Origin of the sequence: Pseudomonas sp. PB103, assembly GCF_009764635.1 — a bacterium.
GTDB lineage: Bacteria > Pseudomonadota > Gammaproteobacteria > Pseudomonadales > Pseudomonadaceae > Aquipseudomonas.
This window is the reverse complement of record NZ_RWIL01000096.1, coordinates 1-19471: the sequence shown is the minus strand read 5'-3', so window position 1 is coordinate 19471 and position 19471 is coordinate 1. Positions and strand designations below refer to the sequence as shown.

The 19471-nt window shown below is 59.2% G+C and carries 18 protein-coding genes; 13 read left to right on the top strand and 5 right to left on the bottom strand.

Annotated elements, in window-relative coordinates:
- Nucleotides 1-156 precede the first annotated feature (156 nt).
- The 7 genes from EJA70_RS17055 (at nt 157) to EJA70_RS17025 (ending at nt 8716) form a co-directional block, all read left to right on the top strand.
- Nucleotides 157-1416 (top strand): AGE family epimerase/isomerase, encoded by a 1260-nt coding sequence (locus EJA70_RS17055; RefSeq protein ID WP_158832199.1) that lies wholly within the window; start codon nt 157-159, stop codon nt 1414-1416.
- Between the two features lie 118 nt (nt 1417-1534).
- On the top strand, nt 1535-2836 hold the full coding sequence (locus tag EJA70_RS17050; RefSeq protein ID WP_158832197.1) for an ABC transporter substrate-binding protein: 1302 nt from the start codon (nt 1535-1537) through the stop codon (nt 2834-2836).
- Nucleotides 2837-3067: 231 nt separating this feature from the next.
- Complete coding sequence (locus EJA70_RS17045; protein WP_008082808.1) at nt 3068-3976, top strand: carbohydrate ABC transporter permease; 909 nt, start codon at nt 3068-3070, stop codon at nt 3974-3976.
- A complete protein-coding gene (locus EJA70_RS17040; protein ID WP_158832195.1) occupies nt 3969-4814 on the top strand; it encodes a carbohydrate ABC transporter permease in 846 nt (281 codons plus the stop codon). Before EJA70_RS17045 ends, EJA70_RS17040 begins: the two co-directional genes overlap by 8 nt.
- Nucleotides 4815-4816: 2 nt before the next feature.
- Nucleotides 4817-5977: an ABC transporter ATP-binding protein gene (locus EJA70_RS17035; RefSeq protein WP_123593657.1), complete on the top strand. Its 1161-nt coding sequence runs from the start codon at nt 4817-4819 to the stop codon at nt 5975-5977.
- Between the two features lie 221 nt (nt 5978-6198).
- Complete coding sequence (locus tag EJA70_RS17030) at nt 6199-7548, top strand: carbohydrate porin (RefSeq protein WP_008082811.1); 1350 nt, start codon at nt 6199-6201, stop codon at nt 7546-7548.
- A gap of 313 nt (nt 7549-7861) precedes the next feature.
- The gene (locus EJA70_RS17025; protein WP_158832193.1) at nt 7862-8716 is read left to right on the top strand and encodes a D-hexose-6-phosphate mutarotase; all 855 of its coding nucleotides are present in this window, start codon (nt 7862-7864) and stop codon (nt 8714-8716) included.
- Nucleotides 8717-8859: 143 nt separating this feature from the next.
- Here the strand turns inward: EJA70_RS17025 and EJA70_RS17020 are convergent, their stop codons facing one another.
- Nucleotides 8860-9720, bottom strand: a complete 861-nt coding sequence (locus tag EJA70_RS17020; protein WP_171057240.1) for a MurR/RpiR family transcriptional regulator — start codon at nt 9718-9720, stop codon at nt 8860-8862.
- 226 nt (nt 9721-9946) lie between these two features.
- Here EJA70_RS17020 and zwf point away from each other — a divergent pair, with 226 nt between their 5' ends.
- The 4 genes from zwf to EJA70_RS17000 all read left to right on the top strand — a co-directional run bounded on the left by zwf (nt 9947) and on the right by EJA70_RS17000 (nt 13791).
- Nucleotides 9947-11413: a glucose-6-phosphate dehydrogenase gene (gene zwf / locus EJA70_RS17015; RefSeq protein ID WP_158832191.1), complete on the top strand. Its 1467-nt coding sequence runs from the start codon at nt 9947-9949 to the stop codon at nt 11411-11413.
- Nucleotides 11400-12113 carry a 6-phosphogluconolactonase gene (gene pgl, locus EJA70_RS17010; RefSeq protein WP_158832189.1) on the top strand — a complete coding sequence of 238 codons (714 nt, stop codon included), beginning with the start codon at nt 11400-11402 and terminating at the stop codon, nt 12111-12113. Before zwf ends, pgl begins: the two co-directional genes overlap by 14 nt.
- Nucleotides 12114-12130: 17 nt before the next feature.
- Nucleotides 12131-12796: a bifunctional 4-hydroxy-2-oxoglutarate aldolase/2-dehydro-3-deoxy-phosphogluconate aldolase gene (locus EJA70_RS17005; RefSeq protein WP_016773539.1), complete on the top strand. Its 666-nt coding sequence runs from the start codon at nt 12131-12133 to the stop codon at nt 12794-12796.
- A 269-nt stretch (nt 12797-13065) separates the two neighbouring features.
- Entirely contained in the window at nt 13066-13791 is a 726-nt protein-coding gene (locus EJA70_RS17000) for an intradiol ring-cleavage dioxygenase (protein WP_158832187.1), read from the top strand.
- Between the two features lie 5 nt (nt 13792-13796).
- On the opposite strand, the gene EJA70_RS16995 is transcribed toward EJA70_RS17000, so the two are convergent.
- Nucleotides 13797-14978, bottom strand: a complete 1182-nt coding sequence (locus tag EJA70_RS16995; protein WP_158832185.1) for an aminotransferase class V-fold PLP-dependent enzyme — start codon at nt 14976-14978, stop codon at nt 13797-13799.
- A gap of 28 nt (nt 14979-15006) precedes the next feature.
- Nucleotides 15007-15243 carry a DUF3820 family protein gene (locus EJA70_RS16990; RefSeq protein WP_003227425.1) on the bottom strand — a complete coding sequence of 79 codons (237 nt, stop codon included), beginning with the start codon at nt 15241-15243 and terminating at the stop codon, nt 15007-15009.
- A 205-nt stretch (nt 15244-15448) separates the two neighbouring features.
- Here EJA70_RS16990 and EJA70_RS16985 point away from each other — a divergent pair, with 205 nt between their 5' ends.
- Entirely contained in the window at nt 15449-15916 is a 468-nt protein-coding gene (locus EJA70_RS16985) for a PA2169 family four-helix-bundle protein (RefSeq protein WP_158832183.1), read from the top strand.
- Between the two features lie 140 nt (nt 15917-16056).
- Here the strand turns inward: EJA70_RS16985 and EJA70_RS16980 are convergent, their stop codons facing one another.
- Together EJA70_RS16980 and EJA70_RS16975 are read right to left on the bottom strand one after the other, a co-directional pair.
- Nucleotides 16057-16527, bottom strand: coding sequence for a MaoC family dehydratase (locus EJA70_RS16980; protein WP_158832180.1), 471 nt, complete (start codon nt 16525-16527; stop codon nt 16057-16059).
- Nucleotides 16528-16570: 43 nt separating this feature from the next.
- Entirely contained in the window at nt 16571-17515 is a 945-nt protein-coding gene (locus EJA70_RS16975) for an alpha/beta hydrolase (protein WP_008082822.1), read from the bottom strand.
- Nucleotides 17516-17714: 199 nt separating this feature from the next.
- On the opposite strand from EJA70_RS16975, the gene fadD2 reads away from it, so the two are divergent.
- Nucleotides 17715-19403, top strand: a complete 1689-nt coding sequence (gene fadD2 / locus EJA70_RS16970; RefSeq protein ID WP_158832178.1) for a long-chain-fatty-acid--CoA ligase FadD2 — start codon at nt 17715-17717, stop codon at nt 19401-19403.
- Nucleotides 19404-19471: the final 68 nt, after the last annotated feature.

The window sequence follows — 19471 nt, the reverse complement described above, 5'->3', positions numbered from 1 at the left end:
ACACTGATCCCTGTAGGAGCTGCCGAAGGCTGCGATCTTTTGACTCTGCTCTTGCCAATGTCACTGGCTAGTGACAAAACCCGCCCCCTTCGTTACAAGCCCATCCCGGCCCGTTGTTTAGACTCCGCGCAGTCATAACAACAAAAAAGGCCACCCATGGATCGCTTCCAACCCGGCTTCAGCAGTTGGCTGAACGCCCCTGCCCACCAGCAATGGCTCGCCGCCGAAGGCCTGCGCCTGCTGGATTTCGCCAAGGCAGCAAAACTGCCGCAAGGCTTCGGCAACCTCGACGAACGCGGCCGTCTGCCCGCGAACGCGCAAGCCGAAACCATGAACACCGCGCGCATGACCCACAGCTTCGCCATGGCCCACATTCAGGGCCTGCCGGGTTTTGCCGAACTGGTCGATCATGGCATTGCCGCCCTGCGTGGGCCGTTGCGTGATGCGTTGCACGGTGGCTGGTTTGCGGTCGCCGAACACCGCGACGACAACACCGGCAAGAACGCCTACCTGCACGCGTTCGTCGCGCTGGCCGCGAGTTCCGCGGTGGTCGCCAAACGTCCCGGCGCCCAAGCGTTACTCGATGATGCCATCGACATCATCGACACCTATTTCTGGAGCGAAGAAGAGGGCGCCATGCGCGAGTTCTTCAATCGCGACTGGAGTGAAGAAGAAGCCTATCGGGGCGCCAACAGCAACATGCACGCCACCGAAGCATTCCTCGCACTGGCCGATGTCACTGAAGACCCGCGCTGGCTGGTGCGTGCGCAACGCATCGTCGAGCGGGTGATCCACGGTCACGCTGCCGCCAATGGTTACATGGTCATCGAGCACTTCGACCGCGACTGGCAACCGTTGCGCGAGTACAACCACGACAATCCCGCTGACGGTTTCCGCCCCTACGGCACCACGCCGGGCCACGGTTTCGAATGGGCGCGGTTGCTGTTACACCTCGAAGCTGCACGGGTCCAGGCTGGCATGCTCACCCCCGGCTGGCTGGCGACCGACGCGCAGAAACTCTTTGAGAACAACTGCCGCAACGGCTGGAACGTCGATGGTTTGCCGGGCATCGTCTACACCCTCGACTGGGGCAACAAAGCCGTGGTCCGCCACCGTCTGCACTGGACGCACGCCGAGGCCAGCGCGGCTGCCAGTGCCTTGCTCAAACGCACCGGCGATGAGCAATACGAAAGCTGGTACCGGCTGTTCTGGGAATTCTGCGAAGTGAACTTCATCGATCGTCGCGACGGCAGCTGGCACCACGAACTCAATCCGCAAAACACCCCAAGCGCCGATATCTGGGCGGGCAAGCCCGATCTGTATCATGCCTGGCAAGCCGTGCTGATCCCTCGTCTACCCTTGTCACCGAGTATGGCGACTGCTTTAGCGCAGTTGTCTCAGGGTTCTCCTGTGTAACCATGCGGTGACATTCGCGCGTCCCTTCGTTACCTGCGAAGGGAAACGTCCTGTTTAAACTCCTGTGCAGCGCAAGCACCAGACTTGCATGCATAACAACAAGAAAGGTACATCTCAGATGAATGCGATTTCTCGCCTCGCTACTGTCATTTCTGTCGCCTCCCTGTTCCCGCTCGCAATTCTGCCTCTCAGTGTTTCCGCTGCCGAATCCAAAGGTTCGGTCGAAGTCGTGCACTGGTGGACGTCCGGTGGCGAAAAAGCCGCTGTTGATGTGCTCAAGGCGCAAGTCGAAAAAGACGGTTTCACCTGGAAAGACGGCGCTGTCGCCGGTGGTGGCGGTGCGACTGCCATGACCGTGCTGAAAAGCCGCGCAGTCGCCGGCAACCCGCCTGGCGTTGCTCAGATCAAAGGCCCGGACATCCAGGAATGGGCGTCGACCGGCCTGCTCGACACGGACGTGCTGAAAGACGTCGCCAAGTCGGAAAAATGGGACAGCCTGCTCGACAAGAAAGTCTCCGATACCGTGAAGTACGACGGTGATTACGTGGCCGTGCCGGTGAACATTCACCGCGTGAACTGGCTGTGGATCAACCCGGAAGTCTTCAAGAAAGCCGGTATTACCAAGAACCCGACCACCCTCGAAGAATTCTATGCCGCTGGCGACAAACTCAAGGCTGCGGGCTTCATCCCGCTGGCGCACGGCGGTCAGCCTTGGCAGGACAGCACCGTGTTCGAAGCCGTGGTGCTCTCGGTCATGGGTGTCGATGGTTACAAGAAAGCCCTGGTTGATCTGGACAACGGCGCGCTGACCGGTCCTGAAATGGTCAAAGCGCTGACCGAGCTGAAGAAAGTCGCGACCTACATGGACGCCGACGGCAAAGGTCAGGACTGGAACCTGGAAGCGGCCAAAGTCATCAACGGCAAGGCCGGCATGCAGATCATGGGTGACTGGGCCAAGTCCGAATGGACTGCCGCGAAGAAAATCGCCGGCAAGGATTACCAGTGCGTAGCCTTCCCGGGCACCGACAAGGCCTTCACTTACAACATCGACTCGCTGGCCGTGTTCAAGCAGAAGGACGCAGGCACTGCAGCCGGTCAGCAGGACATCGCCAAAGTCGTACTGGGTGAAAACTTCCAGAAAGTCTTCAGCATCAACAAAGGCTCGATCCCGGTTCGCAACGACATGTTGAACAACATGGAAGCGTTGGGCTTCGACTCCTGCGCACAGACTGCTGCCAAGGACTTCCTGGCTGACGCCAAATCCGGCGGCCTGCAACCAAGCATGGCGCACAACATGGCGACCACGCTGGCGGTGCAAGGCGCGTTCTTTGATGTCGTGACCAACTACATCAACGACCCGAAAGCCGACCCGGCCGACACCGCCAAGAAACTTGGCGCAGCGATCAAGTCCGCTAAATAAGCATCGGTAGCACAGGCTTCTCCTGTGGGGGCGGGCTTTTGTGGTGAGGGGATTTATCCCCGATGGGTTGCGCAGCGACCCCAGAAAGTTGCAGCGGCGCAGTTTCAGAAACACCGCATGCAATGGTTTTGCGACTGCTTCGCAGCCGATCGGGGATAAATCCCCTCGCCACAGAGCTCGCTCCCACAAGGGATCTCACTGTAGTTTTTATTCCCTGTACTGGATTTCCCCATGAGTTCTGTTGCTGTGTTCAGCAAGGCCTCGCCGTTCGATGCATTGCAGCGCTGGCTACCAAAACTGGTGCTGGCGCCGAGCATGTTCATCGTGCTGGTGGGCTTCTATGGCTACATCCTGTGGACGTTCGTGCTGTCGTTCACCACCTCGACGTTCCTGCCCAACTACAAGTGGGCTGGCCTGGCGCAATACGCTCGGTTGTTCGACAACGATCGCTGGTGGGTCGCGAGCAAAAACCTCGCGGTGTTCGGCGGTATGTTCATCGGCATCACTTTGGTGATCGGCGTGTTGCTGGCGGTGTTCCTCGACCAGCGCATCCGTCGCGAAGGCTTTATCCGCACCATTTACCTGTACCCGATGGCGCTCTCGATGATCGTTACCGGTACCGCGTGGAAATGGCTGCTCAACCCGGGCATGGGCCTGGACAAATTGTTGCGTGACTGGGGCTGGGAAGGCTTCCGTCTCGACTGGCTGATCGACCCTGATCGCGTGGTGTACTGCCTGGTGATCGCCGCTGTCTGGCAAGCCTCGGGTTTCATCATGGCGATGTTCCTCGCCGGCCTGCGTGGCGTTGATCAATCGATCATCCGTGCCGCGCAGATCGATGGCGCGAGCATGCCGATGATCTACTGGAAAGTCGTGCTGCCAAGCCTGCGTCCGGTGTTTTTCAGCGCGGTGATGATTCTCGCGCACATCGCGATCAAGAGCTTCGACCTGGTCGCGGCGATGACCGCCGGTGGTCCGGGTTACTCCTCCGACCTGCCCGCGATGTTCATGTATTCCTTCACCTTCAGTCGCGGCCAGATGGGCATGGGCTCGGCCAGTGCGATTCTGATGCTCGGCGCGATCCTCGCGATCATCGTGCCTTACCTGTATTCCGAGCTGAGGACCAAGCGCAATGACTAGTTTCGCTGCCAAACCTGCTATCAGCCTGAGTCGCATCGCGATCTACGCGGTGCTGATTTTTGCCGTGTTCCTGTATCTGGTGCCGCTGGTGGTCATGTTGTTGACCAGCTTCAAGACCCCGGAAGACATCAGCACCGGCAACCTGTTGAGCTGGCCGACCGTGGTCAGCGGCATCGGCTGGGTCAAGGCCTGGGCCACCGTTGACGGTTACTTCTGGAACTCGATCAAGATCACCGTTCCAGCAGTCATCATCTCTACCGGCATCGGCGCATTGAACGGTTATGTGCTGTCGTTCTGGCGCTTCCGCGGTTCGCAGTTGTTCTTCGGTCTGCTGTTGTTCGGCTGCTTCCTGCCGTTCCAGACCGTGCTGCTGCCGGCCTCGTTCACCCTCGGCAAAATGGGCCTGGCGAGCACCACCACCGGCCTGGTGTTTATCCACGTGGTCTACGGTCTGGCGTTCACCACGCTGTTCTTCCGTAACTACTACGTGAGCATTCCGGATGCGCTGGTGAAAGCCGCACGCCTTGATGGCGCGGGTTTCTTCACGATTTTCCGGCGGATCATTCTGCCGATGTCGACGCCGATCATCATGGTCTGCCTGATCTGGCAGTTCACCCAGATCTGGAACGACTTCCTGTTCGGTGTGGTGTTCTCCAGCGGTGATTCGCAGCCGATTACGGTAGCGCTGAACAACCTGGTCAACACCAGCACCGGCGCCAAGGAATACAACGTTGATATGGCAGCGGCGATGATCGCCGGCCTGCCGACCCTGCTGGTCTATGTGGTCGCAGGCAAGTATTTCGTGCGCGGGCTGACGGCCGGCGCAGTCAAGGGGTAATCATGGCAACGCTCGAACTTCGCAACGTAAACAAGACCTACGGTGCCGGCCTGCCGGACACCCTGAAGAACATCGAACTGTCGATCAAGGAAGGCGAATTCCTGATCCTCGTCGGCCCGTCGGGCTGCGGCAAATCGACGTTGATGAACTGCATCGCCGGTCTCGAAACCATCACCGGCGGCGCGATCATGATTGGTGATCAGGACGTCAGCGGCATGAGCCCGAAGGATCGCGACATCGCCATGGTGTTCCAGTCCTACGCGCTGTACCCGACCATGAGCGTGCGCGAGAACATCGAATTCGGCCTGAAGATTCGCAAGATGCCGCAGGCGGCAATCGACGAAGAAGTCGCGCGTGTCGCCAAACTGCTGCAGATCGAACACCTGCTGAACCGCAAGCCGGGTCAGCTCTCCGGTGGTCAGCAACAGCGTGTGGCGATGGGCCGTGCCCTGGCGCGTCGACCGAAGATCTATCTGTTCGACGAACCGCTGTCCAACCTCGACGCCAAACTGCGTGTCGAGATGCGCACCGAAATGAAACTGATGCACCAGCGCCTGAAAACCACCACGGTCTACGTGACCCACGACCAGATCGAAGCGATGACTCTGGGCGACAAAGTGGCGGTGATGAAGGACGGCATCATTCAGCAGTTCGGCACGCCGAAAGAGATCTACAACGACCCGGCCAACCTGTTCGTCGCGAGCTTCATCGGTTCGCCGCCGATGAACTTCATCCCGCTACGCCTTCAACGCAAGGACGGTCGTCTGCTGGCGCTGCTCGACAGCGGCCAGGCCCGTTGCGAGCTGCCGATGAGCATGCAGGACGCCGGTCTCGAAGATCGCGAAGTGATTCTCGGCCTGCGCCCGGAGCAGATCGTTCTAGCGAACGGCGAGGGCAACGGCCTGCCGAGCATTCGTGCCGAAGTGCAGGTCACCGAGCCGACCGGACCGGACACGCTGGTGTTCGTCAATTTGAACGAAACCAAAGTCTGCTGCCGACTGGCTCCGGACGTGGCACCGCAGGTAGGCGAGAGCCTGACGCTGCAATTCGATCCGTCGAAAGTGTTGTTGTTTGATGCCAAGACCGGCGAGCGCCTCGGCACTGCCGGCCAACCGCAGACCGATGCGCGGTCTGCGAACGTGGCCCAATTCAAAGGCCGGTAAACAGATCAAGGTTGGAATGCAGTCATGTGGGAGCTGGCTTGCCAGCGATGCAGGCAACTCGGTTCACAGTGGAACAGAGTCGATGCCATCGCTGGCAAGCCAGCTCCCACAGGGATTGGATTCCACAAGGAGCACGCGGCGGATTGCCTGTAATCCATCGCAATTTATGTAAACCGCGTTAGATAAAAACAGTTAATAACAATAAAGACGAGGATGTAGGGATGAAAATGAAACACGTCAATGCCCGGTTGATCTGCCAAGTGTCAGCTGCGGCGGCATTGGTGCTGGCCGGTAACGCCATGGCGGCGGATGCCTTCAGCTCCGACTCGAAATGGATGACCGGTGACTGGGGTGGCGAGCGGACCAAGCTGATCGAGCAGGGTATCGACATCAAGGCCGACTACGTTGGGGAAGTCGGGGGCAACCTGAACGGTGGCTATAACGACGACAAGACTGCGCGTTACGCTGACCAGTTCGGTCTGGGCGTGGCACTCGATCTGCAAAAGCTGTGGGGCTGGGATAACACCCAGGCGAAGATCCAGCTGACCAACCGTAACGGCTACAACATTTCCAACGACCGCGTTGGCGATCCGCGTGCCGGCACCCTCAGTTCCTCGCAGGAAGTTTACGGTCGTGGCCACATGGTGCGTCTGACCCAATTGTGGATTCAGCACCAGTTCTTCGACAACAAACTCGACGTCAAGGCCGGTTACTTCGGTGAAGGCGAAGACTTCAACACCTTCCCGTGCGACTTCCAGAACCTGGCGTTCTGTGGCTCCCAAGTGGGTAACTGGGCCACCAACATCTGGTACAACTGGCCGGTTAGCCAGGCTGCGATCCGCGTGAAGTACAACATCAACGACGAGCTCTACGCGCAGATCGGCGCATACAACCAGAACCCGTCGCAGCTGGAACACGGCAACGGCTTCAAGCTCAGCGGCAGCGGCACCAAAGGTACCGTTCTTCCGGTTGAATTGGTCTGGTCGCCGAAGGTCAACAGTCTGCCGGGCGAATACCGCGTCGGTTACTACAAGAGCACGGCCGATGCCGACGACGTTCGCGAAGACGTCAACGGTTTCGACGCGGCTACCACTGGCGACGCCTACAAGTCTCACAGCAGCAAAAGTGGCTACTGGTTCGTCGCGCAACAGCAACTCACCAGCCACAACGGTGATGCCTCGCGTGGTCTGAACATCGCGGCCAACGCCACGTTCCACGACAAAGACACCAACTTCATCGACAACTACCAGTCGGTGATGTTTGTCTACAAAGGCCCGTTCGACGCGCGTCCGAAGGATGACGTCGGTATCGGCGCGGCACGTATCCACGTCAACGATGACGTGAAGAAAAACGCCGAGCTGCTGAACGTGTCCAACGGTGTGTCGGATTACGACAATCCGGTGTTCTCGCCGATTCGTGAAACCGAATACAACTACGAGATCAACTACGGCTTCCACGTCACCAACTGGCTGACCGTACGTCCTAACCTGCAATACATCACTCACCCGGGCGGTGTGGATGACGTGGACAACGCTTTGGTCGCTGGCCTGAAAATTCAGTCTACGTTCTGACGCGTCTGCGATAAGCTCCTCTCTATGTGCGCATATTTGCGGACAGCCAAGGCTGTCCGCTTTTTTTTGTGACACAGGTCTGATGTGTTGCTTGATGACTTTTGTGGCTGGAGAGTTTTTTGTGGCGAGGGGATTTATCCCCGATGGGCTGCGAAGCGGCCCCAAACACTGCAATCGCGATATCACTGACAGACTGCATCTGCTGGTTTCATGACTGCTGCGCAGCCAATCGGGGATAAATCCCCTCGCCACAAAGTGCTGTGCAAGGCTTTTGGATTGATAAGTACCCCCATGATTTTCAGGACCGTGGCCCATGCATGAGCATCCGCTACAACGTTTTTTCAAATCCCTGCGTGAACAACCGGTGTTCGTCTGGGAGCGCTATCAGATGCGCGACGTGTTGGTGATCGATCACCCGCTGTGTCAGGCGGTGTTCAGTCGTCAGGGCGCGCAGTTGCTGCACTTTCAACCGCGCGGGCAAAAGCCATGGTTGTGGTGTGCGGCGAAGTGGCCGCATGTCGGGGCGATCCGTGGCGGTGTGCCGGTGTGCTGGCCATGGTACGGCCGTCATCCGAGCGAAAACGCATGGCCTTCACATGGCTGGGCGCGGTTGCTCGACTGGAAGTTGCTCGACAGCAGCAGCGCCGACGATGGCGTGCGCCTGCACTGGCAATTGCAACTGTGCGACTGGCAGGTTGATCTGCACGCGCACCTTGGCGAACGCATGGAGTTACGTCTGAGCACCGAGCATCAGGACGACATGCCGTGCCAGTTGAGCCAGGCTTTGCACGCGTATTGGCGTATTGGCGATGTCGGTGAGATAGCGCTGTCTGGGCTCGAAGGGGCACAGGGTTATGACCAGTTGAACCGCCAGTCTTGCCAGCAGGAAGGCGAGTTGCGGGTAGATGGCGGTTGTCAGCGGGTGTTCCAGCATGACGGCGAATTGCAGCTGAAAGATCACGCCTGGCAGCGCGAGTTGTGCATCGATACCGGTGACAGTGCCGACACGGTGGTCTGGCATCCGGGAGCAAGACCGTTGCTGGGCGTGAGCTGGGATGAAGTGCTGGAGTTTGTCTGTGTGGAAGCGGCGGCGGGCGGGACGGACAGCCTGCACCTGGCGCCGGGGGAGAAGGCGCATTTGAGTTTGCAGGCGTGGGCCGCGGCTTAGTTTTGTGTCGTCTCAGCTGGCCCCATCGCTGGCAAGCCAGCTCCCACAGTTTTATGAGTGTCCGCAAAATTAATGTTCGGCACGAACCCTGTGGGAGCTGGCTTGCCAGCGATAGCGATAGATCAGTCAGCCAAGATTCCGGATCAGTTGAACTCGTCACCCACCGGATACCGGCTGGCATTCAAGCTTTCTTTGATCTTGCGCAAATGCGGCTGGAAATCCACCCCGCGCCGCAACGTCATCCCCGTCGCCAGCACATCCAGCACCGTCAACTGAATGATCCGCGAGGTCATCGGCATATAGATGTCGGTGTCTTCCGGCAGCGGAATGTTCAGGCTCAAGGTACTCGCCTTGGCCAGCGGCGAGTTCTCCGCCGTCAAACCCAACACCGAAGCGCCGTTCTCGCGAGCAATGCGCGCCACTTCCACCAGTTCACGGGTGCGGCCGGTGTAGGAAATGATCACGAACAGCTCGCCGGTGTGCGCCACCGAAGCAATCATCCGCTGCATCAACACATCGGCGTGCGCGGTAACCGCCAGGTTGAAACGGAAAAACTTGTGCTGCGCATCCAGCGCCACCGGCGCCGAAGCGCCGAGACCAAAGAAGTGGATCTGCCGTGCCTGAATCAACAGGTCGACGGCGCGGCTGATCAGGTTCGGATCCAGCGCCTGACAAGCGCTGTCCAGCGACGCAATGGCGCTGCCGAAAATTTTCTGCGTGTACGCCTCGGGATTGTCATCGGCCTCGACCGCGCGACTGACATACGCCGCGCCGCTGGCCAGGCTCTGCGCCAGTTGCAGCTTTAGTTCGGGATAGCCGCTGACACCGAACGAACGGCAGAAGCGGTTGACCGTCGGTTCGCTCACCGACGCCGCCTGGGCGAGGGCGGCGATGCTGAAGCGGGTGGCCTGCTGCGGGTTGAGCAGGATCACCTCGGCGACTTTGCGTTCGGCCTTGTTCAGGTCTTCAAGGCGACTCTGGATCTGTTCCAGTAAATTTCGCACGCGGTCCATATGGAATTCCTAATTCACCTGCGCAAAGGTGCGCCGGGCTATGCAAATTGGGCCTTTGATATGGCCCGTCACGGTGGCCTATCCTACTGATGGCTCCGACCGACCACCACTCGGAATCTGTATTTTGCGAAAATGTTGTGGTTATTACTACATTTTCCCTTGAGTGATGCCTTGAAAAAAGGTATTTGTAGCTTAACTTGATAAAAGAACAAACATCATGCCTTCGATTACGGTTGAACCGTGCACCTTTGCCTTGTTCGGCGCGCTTGGCGATCTGGCCCTGCGCAAGCTGTTTCCCGCCCTTTACCACCTCGATGGCGCCGACCTGTTGCACGAGGACACGCGCATCATCGCGTTGGCCCGTGAAGAAGGTTCCCAGCAGCAGCACATGGCGTTCATCGCCGCCGAACTGCGCCGCTATGTAGGCAAAGAGTTGGACGAGGCCGTTGCCGAGCGTTTCCTGGCACGCTTGACCTATCTGCACGTCGACTTCCTCAAATCCGAAGATTATGTGGCGCTGGCCGAACTGGCCGGTAGCACGCAAAGCATGATTGCCTACTTCGCCACACCGGCAGCGGTGTACGGCGCGATCTGCGAGAACCTGGCGAAAGTCGGTCTGGCAGAAAACACCCGCGTGGTGCTGGAAAAACCGATTGGCTCCGACCTCGAATCGTCGCGCAAAGTGAACGACGCCGTGGCGCAGTTCTTTCCGGAGAACCGCACCTATCGCATCGACCACTATCTGGGCAAAGAAACCGTTCAGAATCTGATCGCCCTGCGTTTCGCCAACAGCCTGTTCGAAACCCAGTGGAACCAGAATTACATCTCCCACGTGGAAATCACCGTGGCCGAGAAAGTTGGCATCGAAGGCCGTTGGGGCTACTTCGACAAGGCCGGCCAACTGCGCGACATGATCCAGAATCACCTGTTGCAGCTGCTCTGCCTGATCGCCATGGACCCACCGGCCGACCTGTCCGCCGACAGCATCCGTGACGAGAAAGTAAAAGTGCTCAAGGCGCTCGCGCCGATCAGCCCGGAAGGCCTGACCACGCAAGTGGTGCGCGGCCAGTACATCGCCGGCCACAGCGAAGGCAAATCCGTACCGGGTTACCTCGAAGAACCGAATTCCAACACCCAGAGCGACACTGAAACCTTCGTTGCCCTGCGTGCCGACATCCGCAACTGGCGCTGGGCTGGCGTGCCGTTTTACCTGCGTACCGGCAAGCGCATGCCGCAAAAGTTGTCGCAGATCGTCATCCACTTCAAGGAACCGTCGCACTACATTTTCGCCCCCGAGCAGCGCTTGCAGATCAGCAACAAACTGATCATCCGCCTGCAACCGGACGAAGGCATTTCCTTGCGCGTGATGACCAAAGAGCAGGGCCTGGACAAAGGCATGCAACTGCGCAGCGGCCCGCTGCAACTGAATTTCTCCGACACCTGGCGTAGCGCGCGGATCCCCGATGCCTACGAGCGGTTGTTGCTGGAAGTGATGAACGGCAATCAGAACCTGTTTGTCCGTAAAGATGAAATCGAAGCCGCGTGGAAATGGTGTGACCAGTTGATCGCCGGGTGGAAAAAATCCGGTGACGCGCCCAAGCCGTACGCGGCAGGGTCGTGGGGGCCGATGAGCTCCATTGCATTGATCACGCGGGACGGGAGGTCGTGGTATGGCGATATCTGATGTGCAACTGCCTGCGGGCGTAAACGCTCACGAATTCAAGAGCCCGGTGCTGTTGGCCGAAGGTCTGGCGCTGAATGTCGCCAAGCAATTGAGCGACGCCATTGCGGCACGCGGCAACGCGGTGCTGGTGGTGTCGGGCGGTCGTAGCCCGGTGGCGTTTTTCCAGCACCTGGCCAAGCAGGATCTGGACTGGTCGAAGGTCGTCGTAACCCTCGCCGACGAGCGTTGGGTACCGGTTGAACACGCCGACAGCAATGCCGGTTTGCTCAAGCAGTACTTGCTCAAAGGCCCGGCGGCCAAGGCGCAGTTGCTCAGCCTTTATAGCTCGGCGGCCAACGTCGAACAGGCGGCCGAACAGGCTGATCGCTTGCTCGCCGAGTTGCCGCCGATTGACGTGCTGGTGCTGGGCATGGGCGATGACGGCCACACGGCGTCGCTGTTCCCCGACAGCCCGAACCTGACCGAAGCCTTGCAGGCCGATGGCACCCGTCGTTGCTGGCCGATGCTGGCGCCGAGCGTGCCGCGTCAGCGCTTGACCATGAGCCGTGCGCTGCTGGCGTCGGCCAAGCACAAGATTCTGTCGATTTCCGGTCAGTCGAAGCTGACCACCCTGAATGCCGCGCTGGCATCCGACGACGTTGCCGCCATGCCGGTGCGCGCGTTTCTGCAACCTACGTTAGAGATTTACTGGTGCCCATGAGCCAAGGAACAGCCGCTATGACAACCCCATCCCCGACCGTTTCCATGGCGGACAAAGTTGCCCTGATCGACAGCCTCTGCGCCAAGGCGCGGATCCTGCCGGTGATCACCATCGCTCGCGAACAGGACGTGCTGCCATTGGCCGACGCCCTGGCCGCCGGTGGTCTGACCGCGCTGGAAGTGACCCTGCGTTCGCAGTTCGGCCTCAAGGCCATCCAGATCCTGCGCGAGCAGCGTCCGGAACTGATGACCGGTGCCGGCACCGTACTCGATCGCAACATGCTCGCAGCGGCAGAAGCGGCCGGTTCGCAATTCATCGTCACCCCGGGCATCACCCGTGATTTGCTGGAAGCCAGCGTCGACAGCCCGATTCCGCTGTTGCCGGGCATCAGCAACGCCTCCGGCATCATGGAAGGCTACGGTCTGGGTTATCGCCGCTTCAAGCTGTTCCCGGCTGAAGTCAGCGGTGGCGTGGCGGCAATCAAGGCCCTCGGCGGCCCGTTCGGCGAAGTGAAATTCTGCCCGACTGGCGGCGTCGGCCCGGCCAACATCAAGAGCTACATGGCGCTGAAAAACGTCATGTGCGTGGGCGGTAGCTGGATGCTTGATCCAGAGTGGATCAAGAACGGCGACTGGGCGCGCATTCAGGAATGCACCGCCGAAGCGTTGGCGCTGCTGGACTGATTGATACCAAACACTTCGTTGTGTGTTCTACGGCTTTACGGTGCGCTCGGTCGGCGCACCGTTTTTTTTGCCCGCAGAAAAGCCAACATCAAAAGATCGCAGCCTGCGGCAGCTCCTACATGGCAACGAGGCTGCGATCTTTTGATCTTGCTTTCAAATGGCGACGCCAAAAGATCGCAGTCCGGAGTTACGACGCGATACATAGTTACCGCACACAGGCGTTTGCGTGGCGCTAATCTGCGTTCATCTTATGGAAGAGAGAACGTGTCATGGATCGAGACGCCGCATCAGCCTCACCGAACCCGGTATATCAACTGGCCCCCGAGCAGATCGCCGGGCCGTATTTCCGTAACCCGCAACTGTTGCGTCGCAACATCAGCGAAGGCGCTGACGGCTTGCCGCTGCTGCTGCGCCTGACCATCGTCGATGCAATGACCGGTGAGCCGGTCAGTGGGGCGCTGGTCGACATTTGGCATTGCAACGCGCGGGGTGCGTATTCGGGCTGGAGCCGGATCAACCCGGACCTTGAAGTCGACTCCGACGACATCGGCTCGATCCCGCGCACCGACGATGACACGTATCTGCGCGGCAGCCAGTTTTGCGATCACAAGGGCAGGGTGCGTTTCACCACGATCTATCCGGGCTTCTACGCCGGTCGTGCGCTGCACATTCATGTCGCGGTGCGCATCGTCAGTGGCAACGAGTTTCTCGAAGAACGTAACGTGGCCTGGGTCGGGCAGCTGTATTTTCCCGAAGTCGTCTCGCGCTCGGTGCTCAATGCCAGAGCCTATCGCGGCCGGGCAACGACGGCGCTGAACAATGCGCAGGACAGCATTTATGCCGACATGGGCGGCGAGGCCTCGACCTTGACGGTCTGGCCGATCGGCCGCGATTCCCACGAGGACGGTTTCTTCGGCCACCTGACGATCGGCATCGACACGTTTGCCGCGTCCTCGCAGATCAAACCCGAGGACTTCGACAAATATACCGTCTAGCGCAATCAGCGCAGTTCGTTCAGCGCGCGGGTCAGCAGTTGCATGTCGCCAGCGGTGGTCGTCAGCCCAGGGGTGATGCGGATGCACGGCCCGCACGCAGCACCGTTGCGCACCACGGTAAACAGATTGAAATCATTGAGCAGGCGCTCGGCCATGGCCTGCTGATCGTCATGGCGGCTGAAACGCAGCGCGGTGATCCCGCAATACAAACGTGGATCGTCCGGCGTCAGCACTTCGATGCCCGGCAAGTGCCGCACGGCGCTGACCCACAGGTTGCGCAGGTAGTTGAGTCGTGCGCCTTTGGCCGCAGCGCCACCGAGTGAACGATGTTCCTCAAACACCAGCGGCAGAGTCATCAGCGCCGGAATGTTCGGTGTGCTGTAAGAGGTGCGGGCGCGGATGTCATTGATCGGGTAATGCATCTCGCCCATGTCGGGATCGATGTCGGCCAGGCGTTGCGGCGCGATATAGAGGAAACCGAGGGTCAGTGGTGCGCCGATCCACTTGTGCAGGTTGTAGCCGGCGAAGGCGATACCCAGCGCCTCTAAATCGAACTCGATCTGCCCCTGGGCGTGGGCGCCATCGAGGATGACGTCGACCCCGTACTCCTTGGCCAGCGCGGCGATGGCTTGCACTGGCATCACCAGCCCGGTGCGGTGGGTAACGTGGGTCAGGGCCATCAGCTTGAGTTTCGGATGGCCGATAAATACCTCGCGGTACGCCTCCAGCAAACTGTCGAAACTCGCCGGATGGGTGTGGGCAATCTCGATCACCTCGACGCCGCGATGCTTGGCCAGCCAGCGCATGGCGCCCTTGACCGTGTCGTACTCCAGGTCGCAGATCAGCACCTCATCACCCGGCTGCAGGCGGTTGTAGTTGCGGATCAGCGACTGCAAACCTTCGGTGGCATTGCGCGTGAACGCTACGCTTTGCGCGCGCACACCAATCAGCTCGGCCAGTTGTGCGCGGATATCGAGATTGTCGTGCTGCTCAAAACGCTGGCGCACGTACACCGAATTGCTGGTGTTGATCAGCTCGATGTTGCGCTGATACTCCTCGATCACCGTGCGCGACATACGCCCGAAGTAACCGTTCTCCAGGTTCACGGGACCGGGTTGCACATCGTATCGGTCGGCAAACGTCCGCCAGAAGGCTTCGTCACGGGCGCGGCGGGTGTTGTCAGGCATGGCGGCTGGCTCTATAGAGGAGGGCGCTTCAGTGGCGCGGGGCAGGTTTGCCATGTTTGGCGCGTAGCGGTTCGAGCAAGTCAGACAAGCCGTTGTGGTCGATCTCCTGCATCAAAGCGAGCAGGCCACCGAGTTCGCCATGGGGAAAACCTTCGCGGGCGAACCAGTTCAGGTAAGGCCCCGGCAGGTCGGCAATGATCCGGCCCTTGTATTTGCCGAAGGGCATTTCGCGGGTGATCAGCAGTTCGAGTTTTTCGGGATTCATCAATGAGATCGTCTGGCTTCAAATCAGCTTGGAAAATACAGGCATTCTGCATGCAGGCCAAATGACAGATCATGCAAATAACCGCAATACAGATAGTTCAATTGTATTTAAGTTGCTGATTTATAAGGGTTTGTTGGTTTTGAAAAAGCTGGCACGCACACTGCAATATCCCTTGCATCTTCCACCGATCGCAAGGAATTGAAAAATGACCGACGTTAATAAAGAAGCCATCTCTGTACTCAATGACCTGATTGAAACCTGCAAGGACGGTCAGGAAGGGTTCAAGACTTGCGCCGAAGACATCAAGCACCCAGAACTGAAAACCTTGTTCGTGACCCGCTCTGCCGATTGCGCCACCGCTGCAGCTGAGCTGCAGGCCGAGGTTCGCAAGCTGGGCGGTGATCCGGAAACTTCTACCAGCGTCAGCGGTGACCTGCACCGTCGCTGGGTCGACGTCAAAGCCATGTTCACCGGCAAAGACGAAGAGGCTGTACTGAACGAAGCCGAGCGCGGTGAAGACCACGCCCTGAAGGCTTATCGTGAAGCCATCGAGAAAATCAACAAGCACAACCTGGTGGGCATTCGTGATCTGGTTGAGCGCCAATACCACGGCGTACAGCGCAACCACGACCAGGTGAAAGCCCTGCGTAACCAAGCTCGCGCACGCTCGTAAGCGTACGCCAGTAACAAAAAACGCCAGCTAGTCTGGCGTTTTTTTATGGGTGTTTTGAAAGCACAAGATCGCAGCCTGCGGCAGCTCCTACAGTGAACGCATTCCCCTGTAGGAGCTGCCGAAGGCTGCGATCTTTTCAATCAGCCAATGCTGATGGTCGGCAAAGTAGGCAACGTCACCGTCTGCTGCTTGCGCGGCGCCAGAATCTCCGCCTCGCCATCCACAACCAACTCATCACGCTGGTTAAACACGCGAGTAGCAATACGCACACGAAACTTCGGCAGCTTCTCAAGAATTTCCAGTCGCACGGTCAGCGTGTCGCCGATTTTCACCGGCTTCTGAAAGCTCATCTGCTGACCGATATAAATAGTGCCCGGCCCAGGCAGCTCGCACGCCACTGCGGCACTGATCAGCGCGCCGCTGAACATGCCGTGCGCGATTCGCTCCTTGAACATGCTGGCCGCTGCAAACTCGGCATCCAGGTGCACCGGGTTGTGGTCGCCCGACATCGCGGCGAACAGCTGAATGTCACGCTCTTCGACGGTCTTGCTGTAGCTGGCGGTCTGGCCGACTTCAAGGGCTTCGTAAGGGATGTTGGTAACCTGGGTCATCGGTCTTGATTCCTCTGATGGATCAAATCAATCCACAAAAAATTTATTCGCTGCGGTGAGGGCGCGGATGGCTCAGGACCTGATCAATCCAGGCCAGCACATCGGCGATCACTTCGTCGCGGTTGGTTTCGTTGAACAATTCGTGCCGCGCCTGCGGGTAGATCTGCAGTTGCAGGTTCTGGCTGCCGGCTGTGCGCAATGCGTTGGCCAGATCTGTCAGACGCTTGCCGTCACTCACCGGATCACATTCGCCGCCGATCACCAGCAATGGCAGGCCGGGGTCGATCTGGGCGAGATTGGACGCTTTGCTGATTTGCTGCAAGCCGCCGAGCAAGTCGATCCACAGCTGATTGGTGCAACGGAAGCCGCACAGCGGGTCGGCGGCGTATCGATCGACTTCGGCCGGGTCGCGGCTCAGCCAGTCGAACCGTGTGCGCACCGGCTTGAACTTGTTGTTGAACGAGCCGAACGACAACCACTCGATCAGCGCACTGCGACCCTTGCCGCCCTGCCGCAGTTTTTCCAGCCGGGCGATCTGCCGCGCCGCGCCATACAGCGCCACCGGCTGGAAATTCGAACCGCTGAGAATTGCCCCATGCAGGCTGGCGCTGTGGTGCAGCAGATAACCCTGGGCGAGATAGCTGCCCATGCTGTGGCCGAGCAGGATGATCGGCACGCCGGGATGTTGTTGGCCGATGTGCTGATTGAGGCTGGCGAGGTCACCGAGGACTTTGCACCAGCCGTCTTCATCGGCGAAATGCCCGAGCGTCCCATGATCGGCAGTTTTGCCATGCCCACGCAGATCCGCGGCGTACACCCCATATCCTTTGTCGCAAAACGTGTCGGCCAAACGCGCGTACCGAGCGCTGTGTTCCGCCATGCCATGGGCCAGCAGAACCACCGCCTTGAGCGGCGCGCGAGGCAGCCAGCGATTGACGTACAGGCGGCTGCGGTCACTCGCGTCCAGCCATAGGGTGTCGTGGGTCATGGCGATTCCTTTGCTCTGAGTCGGCACATTGTATAGCGCGTCTGATCAGCCCACGCCACGGCACGAAGATTCACACGATCAATGACGGCTTTGCCCGTATTTGCCTCAATGGCCATAACTGCTAGTGTCCGTGAAGCTCCGCTTTTTCAGAAATGACAGAAAGCGGCCCGGATCGGCTCAGGTAAAGAGGACAAGAACAATGCAACCTGATTTCTGGAACGACAAGCGCCCGGCCGGCGTACCGCTGGACATCGACATGGGCGAGTTCAAGTCGGTGATCGAGGTGTTTGAACGTTCCTGCAAGAAGTTCGCGGATCGCCCGGCGTTCAGCAACATGGGCGTGACCCTGACCTACGCTGAACTCGAACGCCAGAGCGCCGCCTTCGCCGGTTACCTGCAAGCGCACACCGATCTGGTGCCGGGCGATCGCATTGCGGTGCAGATGCCCAACGTCCTGCATTACCCGATTGCGGTGTTCGGTGCGTTACGCGCCGGGCTGATTGTGGTCAATACCAACCCGTTGTACACCGCGCGGGAGATGCGTCACCAGTTCAAGGATTCCGGCGCGCGCGCATTGGTTTACCTGAACATGTTCGGCCAGAAAGTCCAGGAAGTGCTGCCTGACACCGACATTCAGTACCTGATCGAAGCGAAGATGGGCGACCTGATGTCCACCGCCAAGGGTTGGCTGGTCAACACCGTGGTCAGCAAAGTGAAAAAAATGGTCCCGGAGTATTCGCTGCCGCAAGCGATCTCCTTCAAGAGCGCGCTGCGCATGGGCCGTGGCCTGGGCATCAAGCCGTTGAAGGTCAGTCTCGACGACACCGCCGTGCTGCAATACACCGGCGGCACCACCGGCCTGGCGAAAGGCGCGATGCTGACCCACGGCAATCTGGTGGCGAACATGCAACAAGTGCGTGCGTGTCTGGCGCAGCTCGGGCCGGACGGTCAGCCACTGCTGCGCGAAGGTCAGGAGGTGATGATCGCGCCGCTGCCGCTGTACCACATCTATGCCTTCACCGCGAATTGCATGTGCATGATGGTCTCCGGTAACCACAACGTACTGATCAGCAATCCGCGCGACATTGCCGGCTTCATCAAAGAGCTGAAGAACTGGCGTTTCTCGGCACTGTTGGGTTTGAACACGCTGTTCGTCGCACTGATGGAGCACCCGGATTTCAAGACCCTGGACTTCTCCAGCCTGAAACTCACCAACTCCGGCGGCACTGCGCTAGTGAAAGCCACCGCCGAGCGTTGGGAGCAGATGACCGGTTGCCGCATCACCGAAGGCTACGGTCTGACCGAAACCTCGCCGGTGGCCTGCACCAATCCGTATGGCGACCAGTCGCGCCTCGGCACGGTCGGCCTGCCCGTACCGGGCACTTTGCTCAAAGTCATCAACGATGACGGCGTCGAGCAGCCGATGGGCGAGCGCGGCGAGCTGTGCATCAAGGGCCCGCAGATCATGAAAGGCTACTGGCTCAAACCGGAAGCCACCGCCGAAGTGCTGGATGCCGACGGCTGGTTCAAGTCTGGCGACATTGCGGTGATCGATCCGGACGGATTTGTACGGATTGTCGATCGCAAGAAGGACATGATCATCGTCTCCGGTTTCAACGTGTACCCGAACGAGATCGAAGACGTGGTGATGGCCCATCCGAAAGTCGCCAACTGCGCGGTGATCGGCGTGCCGGACGAGCGCTCGGGCGAGGCGGTGAAGCTGTTTGTGGTAGCGCGGGAGACCGGCGTCAGCCTTGAAGAGTTGAAGGCTTACTGCAAAGAGAATTTCACCGCATACAAGGTGCCGAAACACATCGTGCTGCGTGAGTCGTTGCCGATGACGCCGGTGGGCAAGATCCTGCGCCGTGAGTTGCGCGATATCGCTTAACGCTTGAAAACAAAAAGATCGCAGCCTTCGGCAGCTCCTACAGGAAACACATCCCATGTAGGAGCTGC